This window comes from Stenotrophomonas mexicanensis, assembly GCF_032911605.1.
GTDB classification, from domain to species: Bacteria; Pseudomonadota; Gammaproteobacteria; order Xanthomonadales; family Xanthomonadaceae; genus Stenotrophomonas; species Stenotrophomonas maltophilia_A.
The window spans coordinates 71,443-91,385 of sequence record NZ_JAWJTG010000009.1 but is presented as its reverse complement, the minus strand read 5'-3'; the positions used below and the strand labels follow the sequence as shown (position 1 = coordinate 91,385).

The window sequence follows — 19,943 nt, the reverse complement described above, 5'->3', positions numbered from 1 at the left end:
GCCATGATCCTCAACTTCTTCCGCTTCGAGCTGCGCGAGCAGCTGCGTTCCCCGCTGCTGTGGCTGCTGGCCGGGCTGTTCGCCCTGCTCGCCTTCGCCGCCGCCTCCAGCGACGCCGTGCAGATCGGTGGCGGCACTGGCAACGTGCACAGCAACGCGCCCACCGTGATCGCGCAGATGCTGGGCATCTTCACCCTGCTTGGCATGCTGGTCACCGCACTGTTCGTCAGCAATGCGCTGTTGCGTGACTTCGAGCTAGGCACCGCCGAACTGATCTTCGCCAGTCCGGTGAAGCGCCGCGATTACCTGGCCGGGCGCATCGCTGCCGCCCTGGCGGCCGGGCTGCTGGTCTACGTCCTGATCGCGTTCGGCCTGTGGCTGGCGCCGTTCATGCCGTGGGTCGATCCCGAGCGCATGGGCCCGATCAGCTGGCAGGGCTATGCGTGGACGTTCGCGGTCATCGTCATTCCGAACCTGCTGTTCACCACCGCGCTGCTGTCGCTGCTGGCGGCGCTGACGCGCTCGATCCTGTGGGTCTACATCGGCCTGGTGGCCTACCTGGTGCTGTACGGTGCCAGCGCGGCCCTGCTGCGCGACATCGACAACACGTGGATCGCGGTGCTGAGCGAACCGTTGGGCATGCGCGCACTGGGCCGCACGATCCGCTACTGGTCCACCGCCGAACGCAACAACGGGATTCCCGAGCTGGCCGGTTACCTGCTGGCCAATCGCGCCCTGTGGTTGGGCGTGGCTGCCGCGCTGTTCGCCGCCACCTTCGCGCTGTTCCGCACCGAACGCAGCGGCAGTGGCCGTCGGCGCTGGGGCCGCAGGCAGGCGCAACCGGTTGCCGATGCCGGCGCCGTCCGCCCCACCCGCGCAACGCTGCCGCGCGTGGTACCGGCGTTCACTACCACCACGGCGTGGCAGCAGTTCCTGCGCCAGTTCCGCTTCGATACACGTGGCGTCCTGCGCAGCGTGCCGTTCATCGTGCTGCTCGTGCTCGGCCTGGCCAACTTCCTGCCCAGCGCGCTGTTCCGGCAGACCCTGTACGGCACCTCGATCTGGCCGGTCACCTCGCAGATGATCATGGGCCTGCAGGGCGCCTTCAGCTGGCTGCTGGTGATCATCGTGCTGTTCTTCGCCGGTGAGCTGGTCTGGAAGGAACGCAGCGCGCGCATCAATGAAGTGACCGATGCCATGCCGGTGCCGAACTGGGTGCCGCTGCTGGCCAAGTTCACTGCACTGCTGGCGGTGATCGTCTGCTTCCAGGCCGCCGGCGCGCTGGCGGCGATGGGTGTGCAGCTGGCCAAGGGCTACACGCATCTTGAGCCGCTGCTGTACCTGCGCAGCCTGGCCCTGGATTCGGTGGTCTACATCCTGATGGGCGGCCTGGCGCTGGTGCTGCAGGTGCTCACCAACAACAAGTTCGTCGGCTACGCACTGCTGATCGTGGTGATGATCGGCCAGGGTGTGCTCGGCCTGCTCGACTACACGCAGAACCTGTACAACTTCGGCAGCTGGCCCAACGCGCCCTATTCGGACATGAACGGCTACGGCCACTTCCTGACCGGGCAACTGGCGTTCCAGGGCTACTGGGCCCTGTTCCTGCTGACCTTGATGTGCCTGGCGTCAGCCTTCTGGGTACGAGGTGTCAGCCAGGGCCTGCGTCAGCGCCTGGCCCTGGCCGGCCGCCGCCTGCGCGGCCCGACCGGGGTCTTCGCCGGAGTCGCCGCATTGGCCTTCGTCGGCGTGGGTGGCTGGCTGTACTGGAGCACCAACATCCGCAATGAGTTCATCTCGCCCGACCAGCAGCTGGATCTGCAGGCCCGCTACGAGCGTGAACTGTCGAAGTACCGCAACCTGCCGCAGCCTCGCATCGTGGCGGTGGACAACCGCGTTGACCTGTTCCCCGAATCGCAGTCGATGGTGATCGATGCGAACTGGACGGTGCGCAACACGCATGCCGTGCCGATCCAGGACGTGCATGTCTCGATGGGCGACGACAAGCAGCTGGTCGCGGCTGACCTGGGTGGGCAGACCTTGTCGATGCACGACGCCGACCTTGGCTACCGCATCTACCGCCTGGCCGCGCCACTGCAACCGGGTGAAAGCCGCAACGTCCACTTCCGGGTGGTGCAGAAACCCAATGGCATCACCGCCGGCCAGGCGCCGAGCAACATCGTCGACAACGGCACGTTCTTCAACAGCCGCGTACTGCCGTCGTTCGGCTACAACGAAGGCGCCGAGATCAGCGACCGCAACGAGCGGCGCAAGCGCGACCTGGGTGAGCCGCGGCGCATGCCCAAGCTGGAAGACGAAGCCGCACGTGCCAACACCTACATCTCCAACGATGCCGACTGGCTCGACTTCCGCACCACGGTCTGCACGGCACCGGACCAGGTGGCGCTGGCCCCGGGCTACCTGCAGCATGAGACCACGGTCAACGGCCGACGCTGCTTCAGCTATGCCATGGACCGGCCGATGCTGAACTTCTACGCCTATCTGTCGGCACGATGGGAGGTGCGCAAGGCGAAGTACAAGGACATCCCGGTGGAGGTCTACTTCGACCCGGCGCACGGCTACAACGTGGACCGGATGATCGAAGCGGTGCAGAAATCGCTGGCCTACTACGAGGCGAACTTCACCCCGTACCAGCATCGCCAGGTGCGCATCATCGAGTTCCCGGGTTATGCCCGCTTCGCGCAGTCGTTCGCCAACACCATCCCCTACTCCGAGGCCATCGGTTTCATCGCCGACCTGCGTGACCCGGACAAGGTGGACTATGTGTTCTACGTAACCGCGCACGAGATCGCGCACCAATGGTGGGCGCACCAGGTGATCGGTGCCAACGTGCAGGGCGCGACGGTGCTGTCCGAATCGCTTTCGCAGTATTCTGCACTGATGGTGATGGAGCAGGAGTACGGCCGCCAGCACATGCGCCAGTTCCTCAAGCGCGAACTGGACGGCTACCTGTCCGGCCGCGGCGGCGAGGCCATCGAGGAACAGCCGCTGGAACGTGTGGAGAACCAGCAGTACATCCACTACCAGAAGGGTTCGCTGGTGTTCTACCGGTTGCGCGAGGAAATCGGCGAGCAGGCGCTGAACCGGGCGTTGAAGCGCTTCCTGCAGGACAAGGGGTACCAGCAGCCGCCGTACACCACCTCACGCGAACTGCTGGGCTACATCCGCGCCGACACCCCGGCCGATCGCCAGCAGCTGGTCACCGACCTGTTCGAGAAGATCAGCTTCTACGACAACCGCGTGATGGCCGCCAGCGCCCGCAAGCGCGATGACGGTCGCTACGACGTGACTCTGGACCTGCACGCGGCCAAGCAGTACGCCGACGGCAAGGGCAAGGAAAGCGACGGGAAGATGGATGACTGGGTCGAGGTCGGCGTGTTCGCCAATGGTCCGTCGGGCAAGGAGCGCGACCAGAAGGTGCTGTATCTGCAGCGCCATCACGTCACCAGTGCCGATCCGAAGATCACAGTGACGGTGGATGAAAAGCCGGACGAAGCAGGCTTCGATCCCTACAACAAGCTGATCGACAGGGTGAGCGATGACAACCGGCGCAAGGTAACGATGTGAGGCAACGGGGCGCCGGCCTATGCGCCGGCGCTCCATGCAACACGTGCGGGCTTGGCTCGGCCTTACTGTAGTGCCGAGCCATGCTCGGCATACTGCCCACGGTGACCGCGAAGCTTCAGCGCACCGTCGCCTTCGGCCCCAGCAACGCCAGCAGCACGAAGACCACGATCGAGGCGACGGTGCCGAGCGCCGCCGGCAACCCGAATGCCCACGCCGAACGGCCCTGCTGGCGCGCCCACTGGGCCAGATGCCAGGCCGCGCCCAGGTTGATCAGCCAGGCAATGACGAAGACCGGCCACAGCACCATGCCCACCGCGCGCAGCAGGGGCATGGAGACCAGTGCGGCAACGATGGCTGCGATCAGGAAGATCAGTGCTGAGCGGGAGTGCCGGGCCGTTGCGGCGCTCATGCGGCCAACCTGCGCACCATCACCAGCACGCGGTGGCTGCGGTTGTCGGCTTCCTGCAGCGGCTTCCAGCCCAACCGCGCATACAGGCCGCCATCCAACGATTCGGTCTGCAGGTACAGTTCGGAAACGCCCATCCGCACCGCCTGCGCCGCGGCCTGTTCGACCAGCGCGCCAGCCAGCCCACGCCCGCGATGACTATCGGCCACGAACACGCTGCCCAGCCAATGCTCGTACTGCGGGAAGGCCTGCATTTCCCGGCGCTTGAGCTGCACGGCACCGACCACCTGGTCTCCATCGAAGGCGGCGATCAGGTGCGGGAAACCCTCGGCATCCTGAGGTGTGTTCAGCCGCTGCAGTTCCTGTTCCAGCGACAGGCCGGCGTCGCGGCCCCATTCGGCGTGGTACCACCGGGCCAACTGCTGCCGTCCCGGTGCGCCGGCGGGTAATACCCTGAATTCCATGGCAATGCCTCGATGGGGAAGCGTTCTGTAGAGTCGAGCCATGCTCGACTGATCTGGCACTGTGCGAAAGGCAGTCGAGCATGGCTCGACTCTACAAATATAGCGCGGTGGCGGTTCAGCCCTGGGCGAAGTCCTTCAGGATCTCGCCGACGCCGCTTGGCGAAATCTCAAAGCCCAGCGAAGTGCCCGGGTTGATCACCACGCCATAGCCACCCGGCACGCGGCGCAGCACGTCCAGCATCAGCCAGCGGATCTGGTGTTCGGCCTGCTGGCTGTAGATGCCCACCCGCGACGGGTCGGTGAACACGGCCACGTGCAGGGTGCCCTGCTTGTCGAACAGCAGCGGGTCGAAGCCGCTGCCGTCGGGGGTGACCAGGCTGCCGGTCAGCAGCACCACTTCGGAGGCGACGAAGGCCTCCATGAAGGCGCGGATCGGCACCGCCCCGTCCATCGCCGCCTTCAGCAGGGTTTCGATCGGGGTCTGCGGGGCGAGGTCGGTCATGGCGGTACGGCGGGGCGTGAGGGGTGCCTATTGTAGAGTCGAGCTTGCTCGACTGCTCGAAAAGCGTGCCAACCAAGGTTGGCACCCACCAGAGCGGTAGGCAGGTGCCATGGATTCATGGGTTGCCGGCCAGCGGCCGGCACTACCGCCCCAGCCGCTGATCCCGCGCCTTCTGGTCGGCCATCGCCTTGTCCAGCTCAGCCTGCAATGCCGGTTGCTGCACGGCGGCGTCCAGCACGTAGACCTTCACGCCGTGCGCGGGCACGTCGGCCTTCAGGGAGGCATCCACCTGCAACCAACCGCCGTCCAGTGCATCACGCCAGCGGCCCGCCTGCACGTAACGCGACACGGTGAGGGTCCTGGTCCGGTCGCCCTTGTTCAGCAGCACCAGCGCGGTCTGCGCCACGTCGCCATGCTGCAGCACGCGGAAGAACACCGCCTCATCACCCTGCAGGCGCTCGTTCACCTGCAGGCCACGCTGCAGCGCCGGCGTGGCTTCGCGCAATCGCGCGATACGCTGCAGCGGCGCGAAGATCGGGCTCTGCGGCGCGGCGTCCACGCGCGGCTGGCCAAAGTAGGCACGATTGCCGGCATGCTCGGCGCGGCCGCGCATGAAGCCGGTTTCCGAGCCGTAATAGACCACCGGAATGCCGCGTGCGGTGAACAACCAGTTGTGCGCATCGATGAAGCCGCTGTCGCTGGCCTGCAGGCGCGGCATGTCGTGGTTGTCGTAGAAGCTCATCAGCTCGTACGGATTGGCGTACGGGCCACCGCTCAGGTGCAGCGGCTCGGCCAGGGTCTCGAAGCCCTTTCCGGCGGTGCCGAAGGTCTGCTCCAGTGCGCCGCGCAGCGGGAAGTCGAGCACGCTGACATTGGCGTTGGCCGGCCAGGTGTGTTCGGCGATGCTCGCGGCGTTGTAGTCGAACGCTTCGCCGAACATGAACATGCCCGGATGCTCGGCGCGGATGCGCTTGACGAATTCATGCCACCACGGGTGCGGCAGCCAGCCGATGGTGTCGATGCGCAAGGCGTCCACGCCCTGCGCGGTCCACTGCAGGTAAGCGCCGACCAGGTAGTCCATCACTGCCGGATTGTCCTGATTGAAGTCGGACAGCTCGGCAAGGTTGCCGTCGAAGATCGATCCGTTCTTGCCGTCGACCGGACCGATGTTGTTGTAGAACGCGTGCAGCGGGTTGTGCTTCGGGTCCAGTTTCTGCGGCGGCAGGTTCTGGTGATCAGCGATCAGCGCTCCGTCCTTGTCGAAGATCTGGCCGAACTGCGGCTGCCGCGTCGGCATGGTCCAGGCTGGCGAGCCGTGGTTGCCGACGATGTCCAGCACCACCTTCAGGCCTGCGCCGTGCAGGCCCTTGGTCAACCCCGCGAAGTCCAGGTCCTTGCTGGGCAGGTGCTCATCGAGCTTGTAGAAGTTGATGCCCCAGTAGCCGTGGTAGCCGGTCTTGCCGCGATCGGTCAGCGTACTGGTGCAGCTGATCGGCTTGCTGCCGGTGAACGCCTCGTCCGGGTTGTCAACGATCGGCGTGATCCATACCGCGCCGAAGCCGAGGTTGCGGATGTACTTCGCATTGTCGAGCACGCCGCGGAAGTCACCGCCGAGATAGCCGATGTTGCCGTCCACCTTGTCCGGGCACGGCACCGGGATATCGAAGGTGCGATGCGTGCCGCCCTGGTCGCGGTGGTCGTTGGACGGGTCACCGTTGACGAAGCGGTCGGTGACCACGAAGTACACCGCATCGCTGGCGAACGGCTCAGTGGTGCCGACGTAGTCCGGGCGCGGCGCGGCCGCCGCATGGCCGGCCAGCAGCACCAGGGAAACAGCAACAGACAGCGCACCACGCATCACACCACCTCCGGACGGGACGGAACCCGCAGCACGCACAGGCCGGCGACGAACAGGCTGCAGCCGCCCAGCACCAGCACATGCATCGGCTGGCCACCCAGCCAGGCGCGCAGGGCGAAGCCGAGCGCACTGGCCGCGACCAGCTGCGGGATCACGATGAAGAAATTGAAGATGCCCATGTACACGCCCATCTTCGATGCCGGCACACTGTCGGACAGCAGTGCGTATGGCAGCGAAAGAATGGATGCCCAGGCGAAGCCGACGCCGACCATCGACAGCAGCAGCCAGTGTGGGTCGCGGATGAACATCAGCGACACCAGGCCGGCACCGCCCAGCCACAGGTTGACCAGGTGGCTCCAACGCAGGCCGATCGCACGCACCATCGGCGGGATCAGTACCGCGGCCAGCGCAGCGAAGCCGTTGTAGGCACCGAACAGCACCCCCACCCAGTTGGCTCCCTCGTTGTAGGCCGCCGACTGCGGATCCGTCGAGCCGAAGTGGATACCCGCCACCGCGGCGGTGGTGTAAATCCACATCGCAAACAGCGCGAACCACGAGAAGAACTGCACCCACGCCAAACGACGCATGGTCACCGGCATCGCGCGCAGGTCGCCGACGATGGCGGCCAGCATATGCGTGGCCGGCAAGGCACGCGCGGCCGCCAGCAGCAGGCCGTAGCCGGCGCACAGTCCTGCCAGCACATACAGCATCCTGTCGCCCTGCCGCCAGGCGATCAACAGCGCCAGCACCACGCCGAGCCCCAGCCACAGCGCCACCTGCGTCCACGGTGCGGGGCCACTGATCGCAGCCCCTGCGTGGTGCGCCGGCGGCTCGGCATCGTCAAACCCGGCCAGCTCTGCCGGCGAGTACTCGCGGGTGCTGACCACCGTCCAGGTGATCGCCGCCAGCAGCACCACCGCGCCGAAGTAGAACGCATAGCGCACGGTATCGGGCACTTCGCCGGCAGCTGCGGTATTGGCAACACCGAAGTGGGCCAGGATGAACGGCAGGAAGCTGGCGACGATGGCGCCCACGCCGATGAAGAAGCTCTGCATGGCATAGCCGGCCGGACGCTGGCGTGGTGCCAGCTGATCACCGACGAAGGCGCGGAACGGTTCCATCGACACGTTGATCGAGGCGTCCAGCACCCACAAGGTTCCGGCGGCGATCCACAGCGTCGGCGAATTCGGCATCACCAGCAGCGCCAGCGTGGTCAGCACCGCACCGATCATGAAGAACGGGCGGCGGCGGCCCCAGCGCGTCCAGGTGCGATCGGACAGGTAACCGATCACCGGCTGCACCAGCAGGCCAGTCAGTGGCGCCGCGATCCACAGCCCGGGCACCGCGTCCATGTCCGCGCCCAGTGTCTCGAAGATGCGGCTGGCGTTGGCGTTCTGCAGGGCGAAGCCGAACTGGATGCCGAGGAAACCGAAACACATGTTCCAGATCTGCCAGAACGACAGCTGCGGTTTGGCGGGACGACTCATCGTGCGCCCTCTTCCATCGCCACCGGCGCCACCGGCGCCACCGTCAGTGCCTGCACCTGGGCCTGGTTGAGCACACCATCACGCCCGCCCTTGCCGCCGGTGTAGTGCGCGAAGTGCTGCAGCGCGCTCATGTTGAAGCCATCTTCAAGCGTGACCGTGCACCGCCCCTTGGGCACTGCGAACGTTGCCGAGGTCGAATCCTGCACCGCCACGCTGTGCGGCAGGGTGACCGTATGCCGCTGCAACGGCTGGCCCGGGCACTGCAGAACCAGCTGCTTGACCGCAGCCGTGACGCCGGTGTTGATCGGCCCGTTCGCGTTGCGGTACTGCAGGCGCAGGCGCACCTGCCCGGCCTGGCCCGCGGTGAACTGCCAGCGTTCCTCGCCCTTCAGCACCTGCTGCGGACCGACGCAGAGCGTCGGGCTGTGCAGTGATTCCAATGCACCCTCGCGCCGGGTCAGGCTGAGGCAGTGCTGCAGGCCATCGTCGCTGATGTACACCTGGCCATTGCTGGCGGCGACGGCCCTGCCGTCCTTCCACAGAGCCTGCTCGGCTGGCACCGGAACGTTCCAGCCCGTGCCCTTGCGCAGGGCCTGCGGTGCCGCCGGTGTTGCGGGCGCACGTGCGTTGGCATCCGCAGTCGTGGCAGAAAAAACGGTTGCTGCCGGGGCGGCGACCAGCTGCACCGTGGTGGTCGTGCCACGCGTGGTGGTGCTGCCGGCCACCAGCAAGCCATCACCCAGCTGCTGCGGGCGCTCCAGCACGTAGCGCTTGCCACCGGCCTCCAGGCTGATGCGACGCTGCGTGCCGAACAGCTCCGGCACCAGTGTGACGGGCAGTTTGGGCTGCACGCGGCCATCGTCCTGCACACCGAACACACCTTCAAGCACCATCGACAGGTAGCCGGCCACCGACCACAGCTGGCGTTCGGAGTTGACCACCGGGCCGCTCAGCGCACCTTCCTCGACATGCACGGCCTGGCTGACCAGTTCGTAGTTTTCCATGTTGGAACCGGCCAGCGCCGCGCCCTGCATCAGCGAACGGATCTCGGCGGCGATGCGCGGTGCATCATCCAGCTGCCGCGCCGCACGCAGCGAGTAGGCACTGACGAACGGCCAGATCGCGCGGTTGTGGTAGATCGGCTGCTGCGACTCCTGCGGCCACACCACCGGGCTGCCGGTCGGCCCCATCGGGTAGGCGGCCAGTGCTCGGCGCGCGCGCTCCGGCGGCAGCACCTCGGCGAGGATGCCCAGCGACAGGCCGAGCAGATCAACCTTGGCGTACGGCACCGGGTGCGCGGCTTCGCCGATGTAGCTCATGTACTGACCGATATCCTCGCGCCAGAAGCGTGCATCGATCTGCTGCGCCAACGCATCGGCCCACGCCTTGTAGTCGGCCGCGCGGGCGTCGCCGTGCTGGCTGGCCAGCCGTTCGGCCAGGCGCAGCGCCTGGTAGTGCAGCACATTGGTGGACAGTGCGTAGGAGTCACCGATGAAGCGCACGTCCTCACGGGTCCAGTCCGGATAGGTCTGCTCGCGCCAGTCCAGGAACGAGGTCTCGCCACGGTACAGGCCCATCTGCGCGTCGAACACCATCGCGCGATCCTGCGCCAGCGTGCCCTGCAGCGCCTGCCAGACCTGGTCGGCAAACGCGCGATCGTCCAGCAGGTGACGTGCCGCCAGGAACCACACCACGCGGTCGCTGCTGATCGGCCAGCTGCCGCCGGAACCGGTGTCCTGCGCCACGAACAGGCCGGGCGTATGGCCATCGCGCGCTGCCGAGAGCTTGAACTGCAGCGACTGCCGGGTGCGCTGCGGGTCCAGCCGCGCCAGCGCCAGATCGGCGGCGAAGCTGACATCGCGGGTCCACACGTAGGGCCAGCGCGCGCCGGTCTGGAAGCACTCGCATGGCACCGGCCGGCCTTCGTCGAACGCGGGATCGCGGATCGCATCCACGCGGTCCTGGTCCATCTCCTGCTGGGCCAGCGCGAACAGTGCATCGAACATCACGCTGCCGGTCTGGCTGCGCATCGGCATGGGCGCGATACGCACCTCACCTTTCGGCGCATGCAGCACGAAGCTGCCGTTGGCAGCGGTTTCGGCGCGCGCATGGCGGCCGTCGAATTGCAGGTCGGCCGCCTGCGCGGTCGATCCCAGCGCTGCCCCCAGGGCAGCGGTCAGGCAAATGATCTTCAGCATCGAAGCGGCGGACCGGCTTGCGCCCGTCGGCCTCCCTCCCTCTCTGCACGCGTTGTAGGTCCGCACCGTCGTTGTCGGCGGGCGGGCGCGGCCCCTCCCTCAAGGTGCCTTGGCCCCATGGTAGACGCGGGGCTGTCGGCTGCGTCCAGCTGCATACGTATTCATGGCGTTGCGCGGTAGTGGGCCTGCCGCGCTGGCTTATGGTCCGGGTCTGCCAACGGCGCCTTGGGAGGGGAAATGCCGATGTCACCCACTGCTGTACGCGCGGTGTTCGCGCACCTGCTCGGTCTGGCTCTGCTGGGCCTGGCCACGCTGGCGCAGGCCGCGCCGCAGGTGGCCAGCGTCGAATCACCGGGAAAGGTGCTCAAGGTCAGCCTGCTGCTGGACGGTGGCACCGCGCGCTATCGCGTCGAGCGTTTCGGCGAGACCGTGGTGGAAGATTCGAAGCTGGGCTTTGCCTTGCGCGATGGGCGCCTGGACCGGGATTTCGCCCTGCTCGGCCAACAGCAACGCAGCGTCGATGACCGCTGGGAACAGCCCTGGGGCGAGCGCCGGATTACCCGCAACCGTTTCAACGAACTGACCGTGCAGCTGGCCGAGACCACCGGCAGCAAGCGCCGGCTGGATGTGGTGTTCCGCGTCTACGACGATGGCCTCGGCTTCCGCTACGTGTTCCCCGAGCAGCCGAACCTGCACGAAGCGATCATCGATGACGAGCTGACCGAGTTCGCCATCGCGCAGGATTCCACCGCGTGGTGGATCCCTGCCGGCGAACCGATCCACTACGAGTACCTGTACCAGCGCACGCCGCTGCGCGAGGTTCCGCTGGTGCATACGCCGATGACCCTGCGCAGCCGCGATGGCCTGCACGTGGCGATCCACGAGGCGGCGCTGGTGGACTATGCCGGCATGTGGCTGCGGCGAACCGAGGGCCAGCGCCTGCGCGCGCAGCTATCGCCCTCGGCCGAAGGCTGGAAGGTGCGCCGCGCCCTGCCCTTCGCCACGCCGTGGCGCACGCTGCAGATTGCCGACCGTGCCGGTGGCCTGGTCGAATCGGACCTGATCCTCAACCTCAACGAGCCCAATGCGCTGGGTGATGTGAGCTGGGTGAAGCCGGCCAAGTACCTGGGGGTGTGGTGGTCGATGCACCTGGACAACGAGAGCTGGGCGACCGGGCCGAAGCATGCGGCCACCACCGCGAAGACGAAGAAGGTGATCGACTTCGCCGCCGCGCACGGCTTCCGTGGCGTGCTGGTGGAAGGCTGGAATCCGGGCTGGGACGGCATGTGGGTGGGCAATGGCTACGACTTCGATTTCACCCGTGCCACGCCCGATTTCGACATTGAAGCGCTGTCGGCGTATGGCCTGAACAAGGGCGTGCACCTGATCGGCCACCATGAAACCGGCTGCGCCATCGAGCACTACGAGGAGCAGCTGGACGCTGCGCTGGACCTGTACGCGCGGCTGGGCGTGGACCAGTTCAAGACCGGCTACGTCTGTGACGACGGCCAGGTCGACCGCCGCAATCCCTCGGGCGGCTCGCTGTGGCGTGAGTGGCATGACGGGCAGTTCATGGCCCGCCACCATCTGACGGTGGTGCAGGAAGCAGCGCGGCGCCATCTGTCGGTGAACCCGCATGAGCCGATCAAGGACACCGGCCTGCGCCGCACCTATCCCAACTGGATCTCGCGCGAAGGCGCACGTGGCATGGAGTACAACGCCTGGGGCCAGCCGCCGAACCCACCGGAACATGAGGTCAACCTGGTGTTCACCCGCATGCTGGCCGGGCCGATGGATTACACCCCCGGCATCCTCAGCCTGAAGGGCCGCCACGGCCAGGCCATTCCCAGCACGCTGGCACGCCAGCTGGCGCTGTATGTGGTGCTGTACAGCCCGATCCAGATGGCCGCCGACCTGCCCGAGCACTACCTGCAGCATCGCGAGGCATTCCGTTTCATCGAAGACGTCGCGGTGGACTGGGAGCAGAGCCGCGTGCTCGATGGCGAAGTGGGCGACTACGCGACGATCGTGCGACGCGACCGCAACAGCCGCGACTGGTTCCTCGGCAGCATCACCGACGAGCACGGCCGCGTGCTGCCGGTGTCGCTGGGCTTCCTGGAGCCGGGCGTGCGCTATCGCGCCGAGATCTACCGCGATGGCGAGGGCGCGGATTTCCGCAGCAATCCCTTCGCATTCGCGCGCGAAACCCGAGAGGTGACCAGCGCCGACGTGCTGACGCTGGTGCTGGCACCGGGGGGTGGGCAGGCCATTCGTTTCACGCCGCTTTGAATGCCGCGGTAGTGCCGGCCGCTGGACGGCAACCCGGTGAACGCGATTGCCGGCCAGCGGCCGGCACTACCGCAAACAGAACCTGAAAGCGATTACATCCCTGCAAACGCCATTGAATACGTATGCAGGGTGATTCCCGCGAAGAACGCGCTGCCTACCATAGCGGCGACGACAGCGGCCACCGCGTCGCACGTCCACGGTCACTCCGGGACGTTCACGAATCGATCTGCAACATTGCCTGGGAGGGGAAAATGTTGAACCACAAGCGCAGCGCGCTGAGCATCGCGCTGGCCGTTGTCCTGGCGCCGACGCTGGCGTCGGCACAGTCCACGCAGAGCACCACCACGCCGGCCGCCACCGCCGCCACCAACCTGGATACGGTGCAGGTCACCGGCATCCGCCGCGGCATCGAGAACGCAATCGCGATCAAGCAGGACGCCACCTCGGTGGTCGAAGCGATCTCCGCCGAAGACATCGGCAAACTGCCTGACGTCAGCATCGCCGAATCCATCTCGCGCCTGCCCGGCCTGGCTGCCCAGCGCGTGGCCGGCCGTGCGCAGGTGATCAGTGTGCGTGGCCTGTCGCCCGACTTCGCCACCACCCTGCTCAATGGCCGTGAAGTGGTCAGCACCGGCGACAACCGCGGCGTCGAATTCGACCAGTACCCGTCCGAGCTGGTCAACGGCGTGACCGTGTACAAGACCCCGGACGCGGCGCTGGTCGGGCAGGGCCTGTCGGGCACCATCGACATGCAGACCGCACGCCCGCTCAGCTTCGGCGAGCGCGTGATCGCGGTCAGCGGCCGCTACCAGAAGAGCTCCCTGGGCCGCGCTGCCAACATCGACCCGTATGGCAACCGTTTCAGCGCCAGCTACATCGACCAGTTCTTCGACAACACCCTGGGCATCGCCATTGGTTATGCGCACAGCGACATGCCGATCCAGGAGAACCAGGTCGGCCTGTACGAGCCCTGGACCACCGAACACACCGACAAGGGCGAGCGTCGCGGAATCGCACCTGGCACCTACTTCACCGATGGCATCAAGGCCCTGCGTCGCACCGGCAACAACAAGCGCGACGGCGTGATGGCAACGATCCAGTTCCGCCCCAGCAACAGCTGGACCAGCACCTTCGATGCGTTCCACACCGAAGCCGAGCAGATCGACACCGCCAACCAGTTCGAGCTGAGCCTCAGCGGCAACGGCGAGGACAGCAACAACCCCAACGCGATCCTGCCGGTGTTCAGCAATGTCGGCCGCAATGCCGATGGCAGCTTCACCGGCGGCACGATCAACAATGCATACCCGCTGGTGCGCGGCATGTACAACAAGCGGAAGGACAAGATCGATGCGTTCGGCTGGAACAACGAGTTCAACGTCGGTGGCGTGAAGCTGGTCGCCGACCTGAACTACTCCAAGGCGACCCGCCGCGAGATCAATCTGGAAAACAACCTGCAGCTGGTGCCGCGCCCGCAGTTCGACACGATCGGGCTGGTGGTGAACAACAACAGCTTCTCGCAGATCACGCCGGGGCGCGACTATTCCAATCCGGACAGCCTGTTCCTGACCAACACGATCTATGGTTCCGGCTACGGCAAGGTGCCAGAGGTGGAAGATCGCTTGAAGGGTGCCAAGCTGGCGGCGACGCTGCCGGTTCCCGAGGCCATGTCCAGCTGGTTCTCGGATGTGGACGTGGGCGTGAACTATGCCGACCGTCGCAAGCAGAAGGCCCAGGCCGAAGGCAACATCCTGCTCGGCGCCCAAGGCGAATCCACCATCGCACCGGACCTGCAGTACCGCCCGGTCAACCTCGGTTTCGCCGGCATCGGCTACATCCCGTCGTGGAATGTGCCGGCAGCCGTCGGTCGTTACATGACCTTCAACCCGGTCGACAACCTGGACTACCTGATTCCGAAATCCTGGACGGTCGAGGAGAAGATCACCACGGCGTGGGCACGCCTGAACATCAATACCGACATCGGCGTGGTCGGCGTGCGCGGCAACATCGGCGTGCAGATGCAGCACACCGACCAGAGCTCGGATTCGCGCTACTGGGACAGCTCGCAGCCGGCGGGCAGCAACATCCAGCCCTTCTCTGCCGGCAAGACCTACAAGGATTGGCTGCCAAGCTTGAACCTGGTGTTCATGTTCCCGCACCAGCAGACGCTGCGCTTCGCCGCCGCCAAGCAGGTCGCGCGCCCGCGCGTGGACCAGATGCGTGCCGGCCTGGAATTCGGCGTGGATACCAACAACGGCCGCCCCGGTGGCAGCGGTGGCAATCCGCTGCTGGATCCGTGGCGCGCCACCGCGCTGGATCTGTCCTATGAGAAGTACTTCGGCGAGAAGGCCTACGTGGCTGCGGCGATCTTCTACAAGGACCTGAAGAGCTACGTCTACACGCAGTCGGTGGACAACTACGACTTCAGCGGCCTGCTCGGCAACTACGTGCCACCGCCGGGCATGACCGCACCGGTGCTGACCACCGGCACCTTCTCCACGCCGCAGAACGGCAAGGGCGGCACGTTGAAGGGGCTGGAGCTGACCGGGTCGTTCCCGCTGGAGATGCTGACCGACAGCCTGCGCGGCTTCGGCGTGCAGGCCAGCGCGACCTTCAACAAGAGCGACATCACCATCCTGGATCCGGAGAGCGCCTCCAGTGTGGGCACCGACCCGATCAGCCTGCCGGGACTGTCCAAGCGCGTGTACAACTTCACCGCCTACTACGAACGCAGCGGCTTTGAAGCACGTGTGAGCCAGCGCCGCCGTTCGGACTTCATCGGTGAGATCGGCAACTTCAACGGCAATCGCACCCTGCGTTACGTGGTGGGCGAGAACGTGACCGATGCACAGGTCAGCTACACCTTCAGCGACAGCAGCAGCCTGCGCGGGCTGACCCTGCTGCTGCAGGGCAGCAACCTGACCAACGAGCCGTACCGCACCTACGCCGGCAGCAAGGACCGCCCGCTGGAATACATCGAGTGGGGCCGCACCTACATGCTGGGCGTGAACTACAAGTTCTGACCACGACCGGGTAGTGGCGGCAGCGACTCATCGGCAACCCGCTGCGCAGGCAGCGGGTTTTCTTTTGCGCGGATGCCGGCCGTTGGCCGGCAAGGCCCATCCACGCATGGCGTGGATCTACTGGTTGGGGTGTCTCTGGGTAGATCCACGCCATGCGTGGATGCCTTTCGCCGGAAGCCCACCCACAAAAAAGGGACGGGGCGCTTCGGCCCCGTCCCCGCAAGTACCGCCACCGGAGAAAACGGTCAGCTGCGTCGGGCGCAATACACCGCGCGCGGCGGCAGCTGGAGTTCATTGCCCTGCACCGTGCCCGCATCCGGGCCCGGCACCGCCACCTGCTGCCAGTTGCCCGGCGGCAGCGGATGGCTCACCGCCTCGGCCGACAGGTTGAAGGCCAGCAGGAGGGTTTCATCTGCAAGCATACGCTCGAACAGCAGCACTGGCTCGGCGCTTTCGATGAATCGGATGCTGCCATGCAGGAGTGCCGGCTGGCTATGCCGCCAGGCCAGGAACCCGCGGAACGCAGCCAGGACCGAGTCCGGGTCGCGCTCCTGCACCGCCACGGCCGCGGCGCGGTGCTCGGGCGGGATCGGCAGCCACGGCTGGCCGGCGGTGAAACCGGCCAGCGGCGCGTCGGTCCACGGCAGTGGGGTCCGGCAGCCATCGCGGCCCTTGAAGTTGGGCCAGAAGGTGATGCCATAGGGGTCCTGCAGGGCCTCGAACGGCACCTCGGCCTCGGCCAGGCCCAGTTCCTCGCCCTGGTACAGGCAGACCGAGCCGCGCAGCGAGCACAGCATCGCCACCAGCATCCTCGCCAGGCGCGGGTCAGCCGGGTGGCCGCCCCAGCGGCTGACCGCCCGCTCCACGTCGTGATTCGAAACCGCCCAGCACGGCCAGCCTTCGGTCATCACGGCTTCCAGGCGCGAGACCGTGTCGCGGATATAGGCCGCGCTGTAGTCGTCCACCAGCAGCTCGAAGCTGTAGCCCATGTGCAGGCGACCATCGCGGGTGTACTCGGCGGTGGTGGCCAGCGAGTCCTCCGAGGAGATCTCACCCAGGCTGACCGCCCCCGGATACTCGTCCAGCAGCGCGCGCAGCCTCTCCAGGAACGGCAGGTTCTCCGGCTGGGTGTTGTTGTAATAGTGGTACTGGTAAGCGTACGGGTTGTCCGGGCTGAAGCCGCGACCGAAGCGCTTCTCCGCCGGCTTGGCCGGGTTGTCGCGCAGCTGCGCGTCATGGAAGCAGAAGTTGATCGCATCCAGGCGGAAGCCATCCACGCCGCGGTCCAGCCAGAAGCGCACGTTGTCCAGGGTGGCCTGCTGCACGTCCGGGTGATGGAAGTTCAGGTCCGGCTGGTCGACCAGGAAGTTGTGCAGGTAGTACTGCTCGCGGCGCGGCTCCCACTGCCAGGCACCGCCGCCGAACAGCGACAGCCAGTTATTGGGCGGTGTGCCGTCCTCGCGCGGGTCCGCCCATACGTACCAGTCGGCCTTGGGGTTGGTCCGGTCCTGGCGGCTCTCGCGGAACCAGGCGTGCTCGATCGAAGTATGGCTCAGCACCTGGTCGATCATCACCTTCAGGCCCAGACCGTGCGCCTTGGCCAGCAGGCGGTCGAAGTCGTCCAGGCTGCCGAACAGCGGGTCGACGTCGCGGTAGTCGGCGATGTCGTAGCCGAAGTCGGCCATCGGCGATTTGAAGAACGGCGAGATCCAGATCGCGTCCACGCCCAGCGTTGCGATGTGGTCCAGGCGCTGGATGATGCCCGGCAGGTCGCCCACCCCGTCGCCGTTGGCGTCAAGGAAACTGCGCGGGTAGATCTGGTAGATGACGGCTCCGCGCCACCATGGATAGTGCGACATCGACAGCCCCCCTCCGGGCGTGCGGGACCCGCCGGGAGCGGGCCGAAATCCTGATGCCGCAAGCTTAGCGGTGGCCTCACGGGCATGGCGCAACCTGCATACGTATTCACGCAGGCGGCATCCGTGGCCGGGCCGCGGACGCCGGCCTGCCCGGTTTGCGCCCGAATTCACAGGCAACGCCTATAATCAGCGATGAGCCTGAAAGCCTGATCGCATGACCATCACCGAAGACACCCGTCCCGCCCTGGGCCTGCCCCAGATCCAGTCGCTTGCCGCGGCCGACATGGCCGCCGTCGACGCCCTGATCCGGCGCCGCCTGTCCTCGGACGTCGTGCTGATCAACCAGATCGCCGACCACATCATTTCCGCCGGCGGCAAGCGCCTGCGCCCGATGCTGGTGATGCTGGCCGGCCATGCGGTCGGCCAGGCCGGCCCGGACCACCACCAGTTGGCGGCGATCATCGAGTTCATCCACACCTCCACCCTGCTGCACGACGACGTGGTGGACGAATCCAGCCTGCGCCGTGGCCGCAGCACCGCCAACGCCCTGTGGGGCAACGCGCCCAGCGTGCTGGTCGGCGACTTCCTGTACTCACGCAGCTTCCAGCTGATGGTCGAGCTGGAGCGCATGTCGGTGATGCAGATCCTGGCCGATGCCACCAACCGCATCGCCGAGGGTGAAGTGCTGCAGCTGCTGCACGTGCACAACCCGGATACCGACGAAGCCGCCTACCTGCGCGTGATCGAGCGCAAGACCGCGGTGCTGTTCGCCGCCGGCACCCGCCTGGGCGCGCTGGCCAGCGGCGTGGATGAAGCCACCCAGCAGGCCCTGTTCGACTACGGCATGCACCTGGGCTACGCGTTCCAGATTGCCGACGACGTGCTGGACTATTCGGCCAATGCCGAGGAGCTGGGCAAGAACCTGGGTGACGACCTCGCCGAGGGCAAGGCCACGCTGCCCCTGATCCATGCCATGGCCCATTCGGACGCCGCCACCCGCGAGCGCCTGCGCACCATCGTGCAGGACGGCGACGCCTCGGCGATGCCGGAAGTGCTGGCCGCGATCCGCGCTACCGGCGGCCTGGAGTACAGCCGCGCGCGTGCCGAGGAATATGCCGAGGCCGCCGAGCGCGCGCTCGATGGCCTGGCCGACAATGATGCCGTGGCTGCCCTGCGCGGCCTGGCCCGCTACGCGGTGCAGCGCTCGCATTGATGGGTTGAGGCGTGCCGACCAACGGTCGGCACCCACCAAACCGGCATTCCGGTGGCTGCCGACCGTTGGTCGGCACGGAAACATCGGTGACTACCGACCGATCGCATTGACCGCATTGTAGTGCCGGCCGCTGGCCGGCAACCTCATGATGCTGCGGATGTCACGGGAATGCCGGCCAGCGGCCGGCACTACCGCTGCACGGTTCAACGTTTCTCGAAGCGCTCCTCGAAGAACTCATCCAGCGCCTTCCACGCGCGCTTCGCCGCGCGCTCGTTGTACTGGCAGCCCGGCGGGCTGTTGGCATCGCGCTCGGCAAAGCAGTGCACCGCGCCGCTGTAGTTGGTGAACTCCCAATCGACCTTGGCCGCGTCCATTTCTTTCTGGAAGCTGCCGATGTCCTCGGCGGTCACGCTGGTGTCGTCGGCGCCATTGAGCACCAGCACCGACGGGTGGCTGCCACCAGCCTGTGCCGGCAGCGGCGAACCCAGCCCGCCGTGCAGGCTGACCACCCCTGCCAGCGGCGCACCGGCACGGGCCAGCTCCAGCACCGTGGTGCCACCGAAACAGAAGCCCACCGCACCGATCCGGCTGGCATCGAGCGGCGCCTTGCCGGCCTGGGCCTTGAGCACGTTCACCGCTTCCAGCGCGCGCGCACGCAGCAGCGGCCGGTCGTTGCGGAGCTTGGTCGCCACCGGCCCGGCCTCGGCATCGGTCTTCGGCCGCACGCTCTTGCCGTAGACATCGGCCACCAGCACCACATAGTCATCGCCAGCCAGCTGCTTGGCCTTCTCGACCGCCGATTCGTTCACGCCTTTCCAGTTCGGCACCATCACCAGCCCGGGGCGCTTATCATTGTCGCCGTCGTCATAGACCAGCACGCCGCTGAAAGTCGTGCCCTGGTGCTTCCACTCCACCGGCTGCGTCTTCATCGCCGCCCACGCCGGCATCGCTGCCAGCCCCAGAACCACCGCCACACCGCATCGCCAACGATTCATGCGCTTGCTCCGCAAGAAAAAGGGGACGGAGGGGATTAAGCCGTATTCACCCCTCCCGCGTCGC

Annotated in this window: 12 protein-coding genes; 4 read left to right on the top strand and 8 right to left on the bottom strand. The window is 66.6% G+C overall.

The genetic code is table 11. The features are described from left to right. Window positions 1-3 precede the first annotated feature (3 nt). Window positions 4-3,588, top strand: coding sequence for an ABC transporter permease/M1 family aminopeptidase (locus tag R1L06_RS06425; RefSeq protein WP_317217223.1), 3,585 nt, complete (start codon window positions 4-6; stop codon window positions 3,586-3,588). 115 nt (window positions 3,589-3,703) lie between these two features. Here the strand turns inward: R1L06_RS06425 and R1L06_RS06420 are convergent, their stop codons facing one another. The 6 genes from R1L06_RS06420 to R1L06_RS06395 form a co-directional block, all read right to left on the bottom strand. Then, window positions 3,704-3,997 (bottom strand): hypothetical protein, encoded by a 294-nt coding sequence (locus tag R1L06_RS06420; RefSeq protein ID WP_049398843.1) that lies wholly within the window; start codon window positions 3,995-3,997, stop codon window positions 3,704-3,706. Then, window positions 3,994-4,458 carry a GNAT family N-acetyltransferase gene (locus tag R1L06_RS06415; RefSeq protein WP_317217222.1) on the bottom strand — a complete coding sequence of 155 codons (465 nt, stop codon included), beginning with the start codon at window positions 4,456-4,458 and terminating at the stop codon, window positions 3,994-3,996. Before R1L06_RS06415 ends, R1L06_RS06420 begins: the two co-directional genes overlap by 4 nt. Window positions 4,459-4,573: 115 nt before the next feature. Continuing rightward, window positions 4,574-4,960, bottom strand: coding sequence for an SseB family protein (locus tag R1L06_RS06410; RefSeq protein WP_049462191.1), 387 nt, complete (start codon window positions 4,958-4,960; stop codon window positions 4,574-4,576). Between the two features lie 142 nt (window positions 4,961-5,102). Next, complete coding sequence (locus tag R1L06_RS06405) at window positions 5,103-6,818, bottom strand: alpha-amylase family glycosyl hydrolase (RefSeq protein WP_317217221.1); 1,716 nt, start codon at window positions 6,816-6,818, stop codon at window positions 5,103-5,105. After that, window positions 6,818-8,305 carry an MFS transporter gene (locus R1L06_RS06400; RefSeq protein ID WP_107433653.1) on the bottom strand — a complete coding sequence of 496 codons (1,488 nt, stop codon included), beginning with the start codon at window positions 8,303-8,305 and terminating at the stop codon, window positions 6,818-6,820. The genes R1L06_RS06405 and R1L06_RS06400 overlap by 1 nt, the downstream gene beginning before the upstream one ends. After that, complete coding sequence (locus R1L06_RS06395) at window positions 8,302-10,503, bottom strand: glucosidase family protein (RefSeq protein ID WP_317217220.1); 2,202 nt, start codon at window positions 10,501-10,503, stop codon at window positions 8,302-8,304. Before R1L06_RS06395 ends, R1L06_RS06400 begins: the two co-directional genes overlap by 4 nt. Before the next feature lie 237 nt (window positions 10,504-10,740). On the opposite strand from R1L06_RS06395, the gene R1L06_RS06390 reads away from it, so the two are divergent. Further along, complete coding sequence (locus R1L06_RS06390; protein WP_317217219.1) at window positions 10,741-12,792, top strand: glycoside hydrolase family 97 protein; 2,052 nt, start codon at window positions 10,741-10,743, stop codon at window positions 12,790-12,792. A gap of 251 nt (window positions 12,793-13,043) precedes the next feature. Continuing rightward, the gene (locus R1L06_RS06385) at window positions 13,044-15,812 is read left to right on the top strand and encodes a TonB-dependent receptor (protein WP_032129600.1); all 2,769 of its coding nucleotides are present in this window, start codon (window positions 13,044-13,046) and stop codon (window positions 15,810-15,812) included. A 245-nt stretch (window positions 15,813-16,057) separates the two neighbouring features. Here the strand turns inward: R1L06_RS06385 and R1L06_RS06380 are convergent, their stop codons facing one another. Beyond that, entirely contained in the window at window positions 16,058-17,671 is a 1,614-nt protein-coding gene (locus R1L06_RS06380) for an alpha-glucosidase (RefSeq protein ID WP_032129592.1), read from the bottom strand. Window positions 17,672-17,885: 214 nt separating this feature from the next. Between R1L06_RS06380 and R1L06_RS06375 the strand changes: the two genes are divergently transcribed. Next, a complete protein-coding gene (locus R1L06_RS06375) occupies window positions 17,886-18,884 on the top strand; it encodes a polyprenyl synthetase family protein (protein WP_100437486.1) in 999 nt (332 codons plus the stop codon). 203 nt (window positions 18,885-19,087) lie between these two features. Here the strand turns inward: R1L06_RS06375 and R1L06_RS06370 are convergent, their stop codons facing one another. Next, a complete protein-coding gene (locus R1L06_RS06370; RefSeq protein WP_125894214.1) occupies window positions 19,088-19,879 on the bottom strand; it encodes a dienelactone hydrolase family protein in 792 nt (263 codons plus the stop codon). Between the last annotated feature and the right edge of the window lie 64 nt (window positions 19,880-19,943).

What these genes read in the sequence shown, in the direction of transcription:
- R1L06_RS06425 (WP_317217223.1), top strand. Translation starts at nt 4, where the DNA reads ATGATCCTCAACTTCTTCCGCTTCGAGCTGCGCGAGCAGCTGCGTTCC.
- R1L06_RS06420 (WP_049398843.1), bottom strand. Translation starts at nt 3,997, where the DNA reads ATGAGCGCCGCAACGGCCCGGCACTCCCGCTCAGCACTGATCTTCCTG.
- R1L06_RS06415 (WP_317217222.1), bottom strand. Translation starts at nt 4,458, where the DNA reads ATGGAATTCAGGGTATTACCCGCCGGCGCACCGGGACGGCAGCAGTTG.
- R1L06_RS06410 (WP_049462191.1), bottom strand. Translation starts at nt 4,960, where the DNA reads ATGACCGACCTCGCCCCGCAGACCCCGATCGAAACCCTGCTGAAGGCG.
- R1L06_RS06405 (WP_317217221.1), bottom strand. Translation starts at nt 6,818, where the DNA reads ATGCGTGGTGCGCTGTCTGTTGCTGTTTCCCTGGTGCTGCTGGCCGGC.
- R1L06_RS06400 (WP_107433653.1), bottom strand. Translation starts at nt 8,305, where the DNA reads ATGAGTCGTCCCGCCAAACCGCAGCTGTCGTTCTGGCAGATCTGGAAC.
- R1L06_RS06395 (WP_317217220.1), bottom strand. Translation starts at nt 10,503, where the DNA reads ATGCTGAAGATCATTTGCCTGACCGCTGCCCTGGGGGCAGCGCTGGGA.
- R1L06_RS06390 (WP_317217219.1), top strand. Translation starts at nt 10,741, where the DNA reads ATGCCGATGTCACCCACTGCTGTACGCGCGGTGTTCGCGCACCTGCTC.
- R1L06_RS06385 (WP_032129600.1), top strand. Translation starts at nt 13,044, where the DNA reads ATGTTGAACCACAAGCGCAGCGCGCTGAGCATCGCGCTGGCCGTTGTC.
- R1L06_RS06380 (WP_032129592.1), bottom strand. Translation starts at nt 17,671, where the DNA reads ATGTCGCACTATCCATGGTGGCGCGGAGCCGTCATCTACCAGATCTAC.
- R1L06_RS06375 (WP_100437486.1), top strand. Translation starts at nt 17,886, where the DNA reads ATGACCATCACCGAAGACACCCGTCCCGCCCTGGGCCTGCCCCAGATC.
- R1L06_RS06370 (WP_125894214.1), bottom strand. Translation starts at nt 19,879, where the DNA reads ATGAATCGTTGGCGATGCGGTGTGGCGGTGGTTCTGGGGCTGGCAGCG.